General features: G+C 55.5%; 13 protein-coding genes and 2 pseudogenes. 5 read left to right on the top strand and 10 right to left on the bottom strand.

Annotation, left to right across the window (positions count from 1 at the left end; all coding sequences use genetic code 11):
• Positions 1 to 38: 38 nt before the first annotated feature.
• The 9 genes and pseudogenes from HA43_RS07710 to HA43_RS07670 form a co-directional block, all read right to left on the bottom strand.
• On the bottom strand, positions 39 to 1,118 hold the full coding sequence (locus HA43_RS07710; RefSeq protein ID WP_094111349.1) for an acyltransferase family protein: 1,080 nt from the start codon (positions 1,116 to 1,118) through the stop codon (positions 39 to 41).
• Positions 1,119 to 1,517: 399 nt separating this feature from the next.
• Positions 1,518 to 2,270, bottom strand: coding sequence for an L-cystine ABC transporter ATP-binding protein TcyN (tcyN, locus tag HA43_RS07705; RefSeq protein ID WP_071667940.1), 753 nt, complete (start codon positions 2,268 to 2,270; stop codon positions 1,518 to 1,520).
• On the bottom strand, positions 2,267 to 2,935 hold the full coding sequence (gene tcyL / locus HA43_RS07700) for a cystine ABC transporter permease (protein ID WP_071667941.1): 669 nt from the start codon (positions 2,933 to 2,935) through the stop codon (positions 2,267 to 2,269). The genes tcyN and tcyL overlap by 4 nt, the downstream gene beginning before the upstream one ends.
• On the bottom strand, positions 2,935 to 3,735 hold the full coding sequence (gene tcyJ, locus HA43_RS07695) for a cystine ABC transporter substrate-binding protein (RefSeq protein ID WP_094111348.1): 801 nt from the start codon (positions 3,733 to 3,735) through the stop codon (positions 2,935 to 2,937). The genes tcyL and tcyJ overlap by 1 nt, the downstream gene beginning before the upstream one ends.
• 164 nt (positions 3,736 to 3,899) lie before the next feature.
• Entirely contained in the window at positions 3,900 to 4,886 is a 987-nt protein-coding gene (locus HA43_RS07690; protein ID WP_094111347.1) for a D-cysteine desulfhydrase, read from the bottom strand.
• A 129-nt stretch (positions 4,887 to 5,015) separates the two neighbouring features.
• On the bottom strand, positions 5,016 to 5,519 hold the full coding sequence (gene fliZ, locus HA43_RS07685; protein ID WP_039385047.1) for a flagella biosynthesis regulatory protein FliZ: 504 nt from the start codon (positions 5,517 to 5,519) through the stop codon (positions 5,016 to 5,018).
• Between the two features lie 48 nt (positions 5,520 to 5,567).
• A pseudogene (locus tag HA43_RS07680) lies at positions 5,568 to 6,289 on the bottom strand (RNA polymerase sigma factor FliA).
• A gap of 140 nt (positions 6,290 to 6,429) precedes the next feature.
• Positions 6,430 to 7,399: pseudogene (locus HA43_RS07675) on the bottom strand (HNH endonuclease signature motif containing protein).
• 152 nt (positions 7,400 to 7,551) lie between these two features.
• On the bottom strand, positions 7,552 to 9,144 hold the full coding sequence (locus tag HA43_RS07670; RefSeq protein ID WP_094111346.1) for a FliC/FljB family flagellin: 1,593 nt from the start codon (positions 9,142 to 9,144) through the stop codon (positions 7,552 to 7,554).
• A gap of 336 nt (positions 9,145 to 9,480) precedes the next feature.
• Between HA43_RS07670 and fliD the strand changes: the two genes are divergently transcribed.
• The 3 genes from fliD to fliT are packed head-to-tail and all read left to right on the top strand — an operon-like array spanning position 9,481 to position 11,670.
• Positions 9,481 to 10,902, top strand: coding sequence for a flagellar filament capping protein FliD (gene fliD / locus HA43_RS07665; RefSeq protein ID WP_094111345.1), 1,422 nt, complete (start codon positions 9,481 to 9,483; stop codon positions 10,900 to 10,902).
• Positions 10,903 to 10,911: 9 nt separating this feature from the next.
• Positions 10,912 to 11,292 (top strand): flagellar export chaperone FliS, encoded by a 381-nt coding sequence (gene fliS / locus HA43_RS07660; RefSeq protein WP_094111344.1) that lies wholly within the window; start codon positions 10,912 to 10,914, stop codon positions 11,290 to 11,292.
• A 24-nt stretch (positions 11,293 to 11,316) separates the two neighbouring features.
• A complete protein-coding gene (gene fliT, locus HA43_RS07655; protein ID WP_094111343.1) occupies positions 11,317 to 11,670 on the top strand; it encodes a flagella biosynthesis regulatory protein FliT in 354 nt (117 codons plus the stop codon).
• Positions 11,671 to 11,710: 40 nt separating this feature from the next.
• Here the strand turns inward: fliT and yedD are convergent, their stop codons facing one another.
• Positions 11,711 to 12,178 carry a lipoprotein YedD gene (gene yedD / locus HA43_RS07650; RefSeq protein ID WP_065649043.1) on the bottom strand — a complete coding sequence of 156 codons (468 nt, stop codon included), beginning with the start codon at positions 12,176 to 12,178 and terminating at the stop codon, positions 11,711 to 11,713.
• A 147-nt stretch (positions 12,179 to 12,325) separates the two neighbouring features.
• On the opposite strand from yedD, the gene HA43_RS07645 reads away from it, so the two are divergent.
• Both HA43_RS07645 and HA43_RS07640 read left to right on the top strand, forming a co-directional pair.
• The gene (locus HA43_RS07645) at positions 12,326 to 12,649 is read left to right on the top strand and encodes a DUF6388 family protein (protein ID WP_039385062.1); all 324 of its coding nucleotides are present in this window, start codon (positions 12,326 to 12,328) and stop codon (positions 12,647 to 12,649) included.
• A 308-nt stretch (positions 12,650 to 12,957) separates the two neighbouring features.
• Entirely contained in the window at positions 12,958 to 13,197 is a 240-nt protein-coding gene (locus HA43_RS07640; RefSeq protein ID WP_039385064.1) for a DinI-like family protein, read from the top strand.
• Positions 13,198 to 13,203: the final 6 nt, after the last annotated feature.

Below are 13,203 nucleotides of genomic sequence, written 5' to 3'. Positions count from 1 at the left end.
GCGTCCCCTGCGGTTAAAATTGTTGCCCCTGCATTTATCTACGCTGCTTTGCGACGCTTCATGCCGATCAGCGTCGGGAACAGGAACAGCGACTGACCCAGACCGCGGTTGGTCACTGACCAGACCGCGACTGAACAGAGCGAACAGATCCCGACGATGGCCAGCGGATAGAAACAGGCCCACAGCATGGAGAACCACTCCTGCTCAAACAGGTGATGGCGCTGGGCAAACAGAATCGCCGACATCCCGAAAAACTCAATAAAGATGCGGTGAATAACGTAGATTTGCAGCGTATTGCGCCCTACCCAGTTGAAAAAACGCATACTGAAATGCTGGTTAAGCCAGCGGCAGGCCGCCACGCTCACCAGCACGGCGATGACGCACATAAACAGGCTTTTATCCAGGCCCATAATCACGTGAAGTCCCGTCAGCGCGGCCAGTACCGCCCACGGCAGCAGGTTTTCACGGCGCAGCTCGCTCAGGCGCAGCATCACCGGGCTCCAGAATGCGCCCAGCAGGAAGAACAGGAAATATTGCGCGACGCTCTGCGGCCCCCAGTAGGGAATGATTTTTTCCACCGCCAGATAATTCAGTACCACCGCCACAACCAGCAGCGCGATTTTCTGCTGATGGAAAATTTTTGCACACAGGAAGTAGATCGCCAGACCATACAGATACCAGGAGGTACTCATCGCCATAAACGTCAGCTTGAGAAACTCCAGCAGTGAACCGGCATAGGCCGCATTAAGATTTTGCGAAATGCGTTGCCCGGTGATTTCTGTGGAAATCCCGACAATTGACCACCACTGAATAAAGCCCCACAAAATATAGAGATAGAACAGATTGGTAATACGGCTGGTAAATACCTGTTTCCATGAACGATTCAAAATGCCATTGGTCGCCAGCAGGCCGGAAACAAAAAAGAATGCCGGCATACGTAATGGCGACAGGACCGTATTAAACTGTACCCATATTTCCGCCGGAAACCATCCGGCACTCAAATATTTTATCGTTGTTTCAAATCCCGGTAATACGGTGTGATAGAGCACCACCAGCAAAATACAGGCACCTTTCAGTGTATTTATCCAGCCTATATCATTTTTCCCGTTATCTTTCATCAGGTTGACTCCTAAAGCTGTGTAGGTCTGTAAGAGGTAAACGCATTAATAATCAGTTCGTGAGTTATGGTTATTAAACGATTATTCAACAGCACTGCGGGGAGTGTATCTGGCGAAAGTCCTAAATTGTCTTTGCTGGCCCTGATGTAACAAGACTTTACGTTAATCAAAATGCATTTACATCTGCCTGAAGCGGCACAGAGAGTTATAAACTGTGATTCAGGAAAAATAATCAGTAAGAAAAGCTGCTGTTTAATTAAGAGCAATCTGCAAACAGAGAAGCCAGTTAATAATTTAGCAATAAGACAATTATATGACTATGCACCAAAAGGATAAGAGAAACGCGAAGGAATGTGATAGCAGCGAAATAAATAAGGGCCAGCGAACCGGCCCTGAATATTACTGATTAAGAAATTTATCCAGGAATTGTCGGGTACGAGCCTGCTGCGGATTACTGAACAGGGTTCTGGCCTCCCCCTGCTCCACAATGCGCCCCTGGTCCATGAAGATAGCGCGGTCAGCCACATCACGCGCAAAACTCATCTCATGCGTGACGATCACCATCGTCCGTTTCTCCTGCGCCAGGGCGCGAATGGTGTTCAGCACCTCGCCGACCAGCTCCGGGTCAAGCGCGGACGTCGGCTCATCAAACAGAATCACCTCCGGGCGCATTGCCAGCGCGCGGGCAATTGCCACCCGCTGCTGCTGCCCGCCGGAAAGCCGGCGCGGAAAGCTCGCCTCTTTACCCGTCAGCCCGACCTTCTCCAGCAGCTGACGTGCCCGCGCCTGCGCTTCTGCTTTCGGCTCACCTTTAACGATCACCGGCCCTTCAATAATGTTTTCCAGCACCGAACGATGCGGGAACAGATTGAAGTTCTGAAACACAAACCCGACCTGCTGGCGCAGCTGACGCACCTTCTCTTTCTGTTTGTTAAGACTCAGGCTGGCGTCAATGGTGATGCCGCCTACCGTCACGCTACCCTGATCCGGCACCTCCAGCAGATTGATACTGCGCAGCAGCGTGGTTTTTCCCGAGCCGCTGGGGCCGATAATCGCCACTACCTCTCCGGCAGCCACGTCGAGATCGATGCCGTGCAGCACCGTCTGCCCGTGAAATTTTTTCACCAGCTGGCGGACTTCAATTGCACTCATTTATCCTCCCGATCCTGACGATTAACGTGCGCTTCAAGACGGTTCTGCAGCGCGGAGAGCACGGTCGCCATGATCCAGTAGATCAGCGAGGCGGCCAGATACATGGTAAACACCTCAAGCGTGCGTGAGGTGATTAACTGCGCCTGACGAAACAGCTCCGGCACCTGGATAGTGGCCGCCAGCGAGGTATCCTTGACCAGGCTGATAAAGCTGTTACCGAGCGGCGGCAGCGCAGTCCGCGCCGCCTGCGGCAGGATCACCCGGCGCAGCGTCTGCCACGGGGTCATACCAATGCTGGCCGCCGCTTCCCACTGCCCGCGCTCGATAGAGGCGATAGCACCGCGCAGCGACTCTGACGCATAGGCCGCCGTGTTCAGCGACAGGCCAATCATCGCGGAGGGAATGGGATCGAGTTCAATGCCAAACTGCGGCAGGCCGTAGTAGATCATAAACAGCTGGGCGATCAGCGGCGTGCCGCGGAACACTGAGACATAGATGCGCGCCAGCCAGTTCACCGGCCAGAAGCGCGACAGGCGCATCAGGGCAAGAATAAAGCCCAGCAGCAGGCCAAAGAACATCCCGCCGATGCTGAGCTGCAGCGTAAACAGTGCCCCTTTAAGTAAAAAAGGTGCTGAATCCAGCACCAGATGTACGCTCTCCAGCATTATTTCGTCACGTCCGTGCCAAACCATTTATCGGAGAGTTTTTTCAGCGAGCCATCTTTCTGCATCTCTGCCATCGCCTGATCGATCGCTTTCAGCAGATCGTCGTTACCCTTACGCACCGCCACGCCAGCCTCCAGGCGCGAGAACGCCGGGCCCGCTACGGCCATGGTGTCACCGGTTTTCTTCACCAGATCGAGCGCGGCCAGGCGATCGACCAGAATGGCGTTCAGGCGGCCGGAGCGCAGATCCTGATATTTTGTCGGGTCATCATCATAGGTGCGGATATCGACGCCTTTGACGTTATCACGCAGCCACTGCTCATAGTTGGAGCCGAGGCCCACGCCCACTTTTTTCCCTGCCAGGTCCTCAGGTTTGGTGATGGTGCCGGCGTTTTTCTTCAGCGTCAGCGCCTGCACGCCCGAGATGGTGTACGGCGTGGAGAAGTCATACTTCTTTTTACGCTCATCGGAGATAGTGACCTGATTTATCACCACGTCGATACGTTTTGAATCCAGAGACGCCAGCATACCGTCCCATTTGGTCGGCTTCAGCGCCGCTTTTACGCCGAGATGCTGTGCCAGCTCCTGCGCAAACTCCACCTCAAAGCCGGTCAGTTTGCCGCGCTCATCCTGGAAACTGAACGGCGGATAGGTGCCTTCAAGGCCCACGCGCAGCTCGCCTTTATTTTTAATCTGTGCCAGCAAATCTTCAGCGGCAAAGGATTTTGCGTTGATGCCTGCGAGCAGCGCCACCGCCATCATTCCCATCGCCAGCGGGCGACGAATCAGAGAGAAAGCCATGTTTACCCCGTTATTATCTGTTGTGTGTGTCAGTGCAGGTGCGTCGCGTGACGCACCCTGTAACAGATAGCGTAGTCTTATTATGAACGCCACAGAAATTGCATCTCCGTGGTGACGTTACGCCTGTCTGTGGCAGCGATTATAGAGCGTTTCGTCAGCCTGTCTCATACCGAAGGATGATAAGCAAATAACGCCGGTGCGCCGCCGGTATGTACAAACAGCAGCGGCCCTTCGCGCCGGAAGCGCTTCTGGCTGATACCGTCAATCAGACCGGCCATCGCTTTGCCGGTATAGACCGGATCCAGCATGATACCTTCCAGCCGTGCCAGCAGGCGCACTGCCTCCATGCCCTCTTCACTGGGTTCGCCATAGCGCGGCGCGTAGTACTCATCCCAGAGCGTGATCGCCGCCTGCGGCTTCAGCTCAAGCTGCTCTGCCAGCGCGCTGCGCAGCCGCTCTACCACCGGCAGCTGCGCGGCCACGCTACGTGACACTGTCACGCCAACCAGCTCGCTTTCCGGCAGCAGCTGCTCCAGCCCTACCGCCAGACCGGCATGGGTACCGGCGCTGCCGGATGCCACCACCACCGCCGCGAAATCCACCACGCCCTCGCTCTGATGGGCGATCTCCTGGGCGCACTCTACGTATCCCAGCGCGCCCAGCGCATTCGAGCCGCCGACCGGCACGATATAGGGGCGATATCCCTGCGCTTCGAGACGCTCTGCATAGTCGCTGAGCTGCTGCGGCGGATTATCCAGCGCCGCCACCATCTCCGTCTCCACGTCCATCAGATCAAGCAGCAGGCGGTTGCCGTTGGAGAGATAATTTTCTGCCGTGGTGCCAATCGGGTTTTCCAGCAGCGCCACGCACTTCAGGCCGAGTCGCGCCGCCACTGCGGCCGTCTGGCGTACGTGATTGGACTGGATCGCGCCGGCGGTCAGCAGCACATCCGCGCCCTGGCGGAGCGCGTCCGCGGCCAGAAACTCCAGCTTGCGCAGCTTATTGCCGCCCAGCGCGACCGGCGTAACGTCATCACGTTTAATAAAAATATCGCGGCCAAGGTAATCGGACAGACGCGGCAGATGCTCCAGCGGCGTAGGTGCGCCAAGCAGCTCAAGACGCGGGAACTGGTGCAGAAGATGTAGGGACAATGCAGGCCTCCAGGGCAGTGTGAAGATATCCCTGTAGTGTTGCAGAAGATGCGCTGAGGCGCATCCGGAATTGCGGGGTAGCAGCAGCCCGCTGCGGCACAGATCGCCGCAGCGGACATGGATCATTGATCAGCCGCGCTGCCAGCCGAGGAACTGATCGTATTTACGCAGCGCAATACGGTAGTTGTTATTACCGGCATCGGGCAGATCGTGCTGCAGACACTCATGCCAGCTGTTGCCGGATAGATTTTCTGCCGGGAAATTTCTCGCTTTCAGCATGTCATCAAGTCGACGCAGGCGCACCACATACTCCCGAATCGTACTGTGGTTCATCTCGGTCTGTTCAAACAGATATTGTTTAAACGCCATGATGTCGAAGTAGTTCGGATGGGTATTACAAAAAATATCGCTGCAGAAACGGCATAGCGCGGTCAGTTCGGGCTGCAGCTTCGTCCAGACCTGATCGTCAATCATCTGGTCCATGCGGGCTATCGCCTCTTTATTGATGATCTGGCCACGAAACACCAGCGCCATACGATCTAATACTTTGCCACAGTGTGAACAGTTGCTTTGGCTATGTTTATAGTCTTTAAGATAACGACTTAATGGCCTGACTTTAATTTTGGCTCCCATCGCTGAGTCCCCGGTTTTTTTATTTTTGTTTCCCCAGGACTGAGTCTGTCAGCGCGCTCCCGCTAACCGGGCACGCAGGCGTTTAATCGCCTGACTGTGCAGCTGACTGACGCGGGATTCCCCCACCTCCAGCACCGCGCCAATCTCTTTCAGGTTCAGTTCTTCCTGGTAGTACAGTGTGAGCACGAGCTTTTCGCGTTCGGGCAGCGCCTCGATTGCGTCAATCACGCGTTCACGCAGATTCCCTTCCATCAGCTGATGCAGCGGATTCGCCTCTTCATGGCCCTCTGTCACCAGCTCTGCGCTGTCACCGTGCTCTTCCCGATACTCGTCATAGGAGAAGAGCTGGCTATTGTTGGTATCCAGCAGGATCTGCCGGTACTCCTCCAGCGACACGTTCAGCTGCTGCGCCACCTCCTGCTCCGAGGCTGAGCGGCCGAGCGCCTGCTCCACCTGGTGCATGGCACCGGCTACTTCGCGCGCGTTGCGCCGCACGCTGCGCGGTGCCCAGTCGCGGCTGCGCAGTTCGTCCAGCATGCGCCGCGAATACGCTGCACGGCGTAGGTGGTAAAGGCGGTGCCCTGCAGCGCGTCATAGCGCTCCACGGCATTCAGCAGTCCGATGCCCCCAGCCTGCAGCAGATCGTCAAGCTCCACGCTGGCCGGCAGGCGCACCTGCAGACGCAGCGCTTCATGCCGCACGAGGGGAACGTAGCGCTGCCAGAGCGAATGTTTATCCATCACGCCGCCGGCGGTATAGAGATCGTTCACGTTGACTACCCTGCGTTAATTAAGTTATCGGCATGATTATCCAATTCTGTAGCGGTTTCGATTGGCAGAATAGGCGGGCAAAAGCGAGGTTATTTCAAATTAGTGATGGATGGCGGTGGCGGGCACCGCCGTTGCGGACGCTATCTGTTGCGCTGCTGCAACCGCTGCCTTGTGGCAGGCGGCACCGCGGGCCACAGCGCGCAGATTTTGCCCGCCAGCGGCTGATAAGCGAAACCGTCTGCCGCTTCACTCTCCAGCGCCGCGCTGAGCATCACCTGCCCGGTTTCACCATCAATGCTAATCAGTTTATTGCGGAACAGGCGCTGCAGATCGCTGCGTAAAAACAGGCCGTTATCGACGCTGTTATCCGCCAGCAGCCCCGCATCGCTCTCGTCGGTGTTGATATGGCACGCCTCCACCCACGGCCAGCCGTGTGGTTCAGTGAGCGGCGTGCCGGTGATGACGCAGGCGCCGTAGCGCGCTTTCACCGCCGCCAGAAACGCCGCCTGGCTGGCGTGCTGCAGCACGCGGGTTTTCACCCGCCGCCCGACTTCGGTGCCGGGTATCACGGCGGCGGGTGCCGGCTGCTGCGGCGTGCTCAGCACCACGATAAACTGCACCGCGCGCGACAGCGGGAAACAGGGGTGCGCCTGCGCGTCAAACAGCTGCCAGTACGCCTCCTCCTCCTGCTGACGCATCAGCACCAGCCGGTAGCCCCGGCTGGTGAGCAGGTTCTGCGCCGCCGCCGAGTGCGGATCGAGCATCGCATAGACCCGGCTCTCGCCCATCACTTTCCAGCGCCCGCTGGCTCACGTCATCGCTGCGGCGAAAATAGAGAAACGCCTGCTGCGTTTTCAGGTAGTGCTCAAAGCGGCGCAGATAATTTTTGTGCTCGTTGTCATCGCTGATAAACAGCAGTTCCTCAAGCGGGCTGTTCAGCGCCTGCTGCGCAAACAGCGCGCGGATCGTCAGCTGCCGATAGCTCACCGGGGGACTCAGCAGGCCGCGTGCGGTAAGCGCCTTCTCGCCGGGATGCTGCTGCGCATAACGCAGCGCGATCTCCTCAAACGAGAGCAGCTCACCCGGTAACAGATCGTAGTTGAAGCGCATCGCCCCTCCCTGAGTGGAAAACGTGACCTATAGCGGAATGGTTCTGTAACAGATTATCGGCCGCGCGGCGGCAGGCTGTAGCAGACAGCTGCGGTTTTATACGCAAAAAAAACCCCGCCGGAGCGGGGTTTTGATGCTTACGCGGAGAGCGATTAGCCCTGCAGCAGAGAGAGAACCTGCTGTGGAACCTGGTTCGCTTTCGCCAGCACGGAGTTACCCGCCTGCTGAACGATCTGCGCTTTAGACATGTTTGACACTTCAGTTGCGTAGTCCGCATCCTGGATACGAGACTGAGCAGCCGTCAGGTTAGTGGTGGTGTTGTTCAGGTTAGTCACTGCTGAGTTCAGACTGTTCTGAATAGCACCCAGTGAAGAACGGAACTTATCAATCTGTGAAATAGCATCATCAAGCTTTGCAAGCGGGTCAGCAGTAGTCATAGCTTTAAGTTCAGATGAAGCAATTTCATCACCTTTTGTAGCTGCCGGAGATGCAGTGCCGGAGCCCGTTATATTTGCCTTATATACTTTATCGCCGTCACGGATAACTTGTTGTGCCGTGTTTTTTGAATCCATTGCATATTCAACATTTTTACCGTCAGCAGTTTTGATAACTGATGTATTACCTGTTGCGGTATCAACGTTTACAGCCAAAAAAGTGCCATCAGCATTTTTAGCTGCATACTGACCAGCAACGGCATTGCCATCTTTATCAAGCACCTGTTTTACATCCAGGTTTTTGCCATCGCTGTAAACAGACATTGGTGAATCGTTATAAGCAAGATTTTTGCCTGCTGTACCTGCTTTCAAATCCACTGATTTTGCATTGCCAGAACCATCATTCACGAATGCTGTTACACGGCCACCAAAGTTAGCAACCTGTACATCTTTGCCTTCTACCTGGACTTTCTCATATCCTGTTTCAGTTTGCTTCAATACATTGAATGCATTGCCAGCTGTATCGCCATCTTGAGCAACAAAGTATGTCTGACCTTCAACTTGAAGTTGGAAAACTTTTGTGTCGGCAGTGCCGGTTGCATTGGTTGTATCTTTAGTATCAACTGCACCAGAAAAATATGTTGCTACATCGTCAGTAGCATAAGTAGCACCAAAAGTTTTATCACCAGCAGAAGTTTCACCATCTGCAACTTTTACGTTTGTTAATGCCGGAGTAACTTCGCTTTTTAGCGCAGTAGAAGCTGAAGTTGATACTGTCGCTGGCGCTACACTAAATGTGTCCAGTTTTAATGTGCTTGAGTCAATTTTTTTCAAATCAATAGAAATGGTTTCGCCATCGTTGGCGCCAACCTGAATTTTCATGCTGCCATCTTTTGCCAGCACATTTACGCCGTTAAACGTGGTCTGGCCCGATACGCGGTCAATCTCATCCAGACGTGATTTGATTTCATCCTGGATTGAAGAAAGATCTGAGTCAGAGTTAGTGCCGTTCTGCGACTGTACGGTCAGCTCACGGATACGCTGTAAGTTGTTGTTGATTTCAGACAGCGCGCCTTCAGTGGTCTGCGCGGCTGAGATACCGTCGTTGGCGTTACGGGCTGCCTGAGTCAGGCCTTTGATGTTAGACGTGAAACGGTTAGCGATAGCCTGGCCTGCTGCGTCATCTTTCGCGCTGTTGATACGCAGACCCGATGACAGACGCTCCATTGAAGTAGAGAGAGCAGACTGGTTTTTGTTGATGTTGTTCTGAGTGATCAGCGAGAGGCTGTTAGTGTTAATGACCTGGGCCATGATAAAGTTTCCTGTTTAATCAAGTCTTTCGGTTAAGGTGTGGGCTTCAACCCGTCGGCTTCATCGCCGTCAAAGTTGTTATCGTCTGCCCCGGAACAACCTTTAGATTTTTTTTAGGACCGGGTGAATTTTTATCGCTTCACCCGCCATGCTTCTGGTTATCGCCACCCGCCTGCGCTTCTTTAGCCCCGCTTACCTTTTTTTTAGCGCCCGAATTACCTCCGTTACGCCCCTCTATTCCGTTTATTACTCACTGGTGATTAATTCTAAACTTTGCCGCGTTGACGCCGATAATTGCGCTATTCACTCTTTGCAGCGACAGGAAAAGGAAACTATATGGCCAGCATCTCTTCCCTCGGCGTCGGCTCAGGCCTGCAGCTTGGCGATATTCTCGATAGCTTAACCAATGCCGAAAAAGCGAACCTAAAGCCGATTACTACCCAGCAGAGCGCCTATACCGCGAAACTCAGCGCCTACGGCACGCTCTCAGGCGCGCTGACTGCGTTCCAGACCGCCAACAGCGCGCTCAACAGTGCCGATGTCTTTAGCGCCACCACCGCAACCAGCAGCAGCACGGCGTTCAGCGCCACCACCTCCGGTAATGTTGTGGCGGGGAAGTACAGTATTAACGTGACGCAGCTGGCGCAGGCGCAGACGCTGACCTCAGCGGCGCAGAGCAGCAACAGCAGCGCGCTCGGCGACAGCGCCGCCAGCCGCACCCTGACCATTAAGCTTGCCGACGGCAGCAGCAAAGATATTGCGCTCACCAGCGACCAGACCTCGCTCACCGGCATGCGCGATGCGATCAATAAAGCGAACGCCGGCGTCTCTGCCAGCATTATTAAGAGCAATGAGGGCGAGTACCGTCTGTCGCTGACCGCGACCAAAACCGGTGAGGCAAACGCCGTGTCGGCGGTCAGCGTCAGCGGCGACGACGCGCTGCAGGCAGTGGTCGGCTTTGATGAAAATGATATCGCAGCGAACAACAAACTCAGCGTCAGCGTCGCGGCGCAGAACGCAGAGCTCACCGTAAACAATATTCCGATCGTCAATAGCAGCAACAGCATCAGTGACGCGCTGGAAGGGATTTCATTAAATCTGACCGCGACCACCAGCGGCAACCAGACGCTGACCGTGGCGCAGGACACGTCAAGGGCCACCACTGCGGTGACCAACTTTGTTAACGCCTATAACACGCTGCTCGATCAGTTCAGTACGCTGACCAAATTTACCGCGGTGGAAAAAGGCGCTGACGCCCAGGATGCCAGCAACGGCGCGCTGGTCGGCGACAGCACCCTGCGCAGCATTCAGACGCAGATCAAGGGGCTGCTGACCAACTCCGCCAGCTCCTCCGCCTATAAAACGCTGGCGCAGATTGGTATTACCTCCGATCCCACCTCCGGCGCGCTGACGCTGGACGCAAACAAACTAAAAACCGAGCTGGCGAAAGATCCGGACGGCATCAAAGAGATGGTCGTCGGCGACGGGAAAAAAACCGGTATTACCACGCGCCTGGCGGAAAACCTCACCAGCTGGCTCGCCACCAAAGGTCCGATCCAGACCGCCAAAGATGGCGTCAGCAAAACGCTGAATGAGCTGACGCAGAAGTACAACGATATGAACACGCGCATCAACGACCTGATTGCGCGCTACAAAACCCAGTTTACCCAGCTGGATCTCGCCGTCAGCAAGCTCAACAGCACCAGCGACTACCTGACGCAGCAGTTTGACAGCATGACCAGCAGCTCGAAAAAATAAGGAGTGACCATGTACGGGGCAAATGGCACGCAGGCCTATGCAAAAATTGGCGTTGAGAGCGCCGTAATGAGCGCCACCTCACCGCAGCTGATGACGCTGCTGTTTGATGGCGCCATCAGCGCCGTGGTGCGCGCGCGTCTGTTTATGCAGGATGGCAACATCCCGGGCAAAGGCAACGCCATCTCGAAAGCGATCAATATTATCGAAGCGGGCCTGAAACAGGGCCTGGACGAAGCCTCAGGCGATGAGCTGACGCTGAACCTTATCGGCCTCTACTCCTATATGGTCCGCCGTCTGGTTGAGGCAAACATCCGCAACGACGTGCCAGCGCTGGAAGAGGTTGAAACGCTGCTGCGCAATATCGCTGATGCCTGGAAAGAAGTCGCTTAATCTTAATTCTTAGGACGCTATGTTATGAATACTGCACCGCACCTGATGCTGGCTTATCAGCAGATCCTCACCCTCAGCCACGGCATGCTGCGCCACGCCAGCCGCGGCGAGTGGGACGATTTAATTACTCACGAAATGGATTACGTCAGTGCGGTGGAGCGTCTGGCGCAGAGTACGGAAACCACGCCGCCCTCAGGCCAGCTGCAGGAGCAGCTGCGTCCGGTCCTGCGTCATATTCTGGATAATGAGAGCGAAGTTAAACGCCTGCTGCAGGCGCGCATGGATGAGCTGACGCGGCTGGTCAGCCAGTCCTCAGTACAGAAGTCGGTGATGCGCGCTTACGGTCAGCAGGGTGACGTCTGGCTGCCGCACGGCTGAATGCCTGCCCTCTCCCGCCGGGAGAGGGTCTCTTACTGCATTACTGCGCGGTGTGCGCCGCAACCGGTTTCATCAGCTCTGGCTCAATATCCTGAATCACCGCCTCATCGGGCCGCTTCGCTACCTCTTCCAGCGCCTGCTGGCACTCCACGGTTGGCTGTTCCACTTTACGCAGGCGCAGACCATCATACTGCAACTCACCGTTTTCCAGCACCAGCGGCATCACGCGCGACTGGCGATTGACGTTGACCCAGTTGTCGCTCAGACGGGTCAGCTTGCCCGGTTTGGCAATCACCCGCTGCCACTGGCGGCAATCCAGCGTGTCGCCGTCGGCGGTGATAATCAGGCTGCCCAGCGCCTGGCCGCTGATCAGCTTGCTCTGCGGCCCGGCGGTCTGCCAGTTGCCCTGCAGCGCGGCCGGCGCCGGGGTTTTTACCGCATCACTGTAGCTGTTAATCTGCGCGCACCCACTGAGTGCGACGGCGGCCAGCACGATCCACTTTTTCATTTTGATTCCCTGTCCTCGCGTTAATGGCGGCTACGGTATAATTTTTCTCAGGCGTAAGGCAAGCGATCTGCAGCAAAACCCGGCGCGCCTGACAACGCGGCAGGTTGCAGTTACACTATGCGCCGAGTTAACGACCCGGAACCGAGCATGAAAACCCCTGAAGAGTACTATAGCCTGGCGCGCAGCCTGTTTTTCACCGCCCACCCCACCTTTCAGGCCGCGCTGGATGAGCTGAGCGAAAGCGACGCCCGCGCGGCAAATATGTCACTGCGTGAACTGCGCGACTGGCATGCCGAACGGATTTACGCGGCCTTTATCCGGCAGAAAAAACTGGATGGTATTCTGTTCTCTATTCAGCTCGCCGAGCCGGATAAAGCGGTTGCCGCAGAGGCGATTGAAGCCTATCTGAAGACGCACGCTGAGGCGCTGGGTATGACGTGGGAAGAGTTTTGTATAAAGAACGAGCTTTAGTACTGCACGGCAGCGCGCAAAGTTGTACAACAGAAAAAATATAGTTGTACAAAGGAATATTTTTGTATAAGTTACGCAGCATGACAACCGTCAAGGATTGTCCCTTAACGAATGGTGCGTATGCGCCACCTCTGGAAGTGGTGCTGGTTTTCCACTTCCAGAGGTTCATTTTTTCCCCGGCTTTTTCCAGCGCTTTTCCTCACTCCGCTGATGCGTACACTTTTTTCCGCCTGCACCGCCCGCACCCCTTGCTACTGTTTTTATTTACAGTAATATGATGCCCTGACCTTATTTGATGGATGGTTCTGATGTTTGTAGAGCTGATTTATGACAAGCGTAACGTCGCTGGCCTGCCCGGCGCGCGCGAGATGATTCAGGCTGAGCTCGAAAAGCGGGTACAGCGCGTGTTTCCGGAAGCTGAAGTGCGGGTAAAACCGATGGAGCGCAACGGAATCGATACCGATTTAAGCAAAAACGATAAAGCGACCGTTGCGCGCATTGTCGAAGAGATGTTTGATGAGGCGGATATGTGGCTGGTGGCCGACTAGGCCACC

Source organism: Pantoea eucrina, assembly GCF_002095385.1.
Lineage (GTDB): Bacteria > Pseudomonadota > Gammaproteobacteria > Enterobacterales > Enterobacteriaceae > Pantoea > Pantoea eucrina.
Note: the sequence above shows the minus strand (reverse complement) of the source record. Positions and strands in the feature narration are given on the sequence as shown.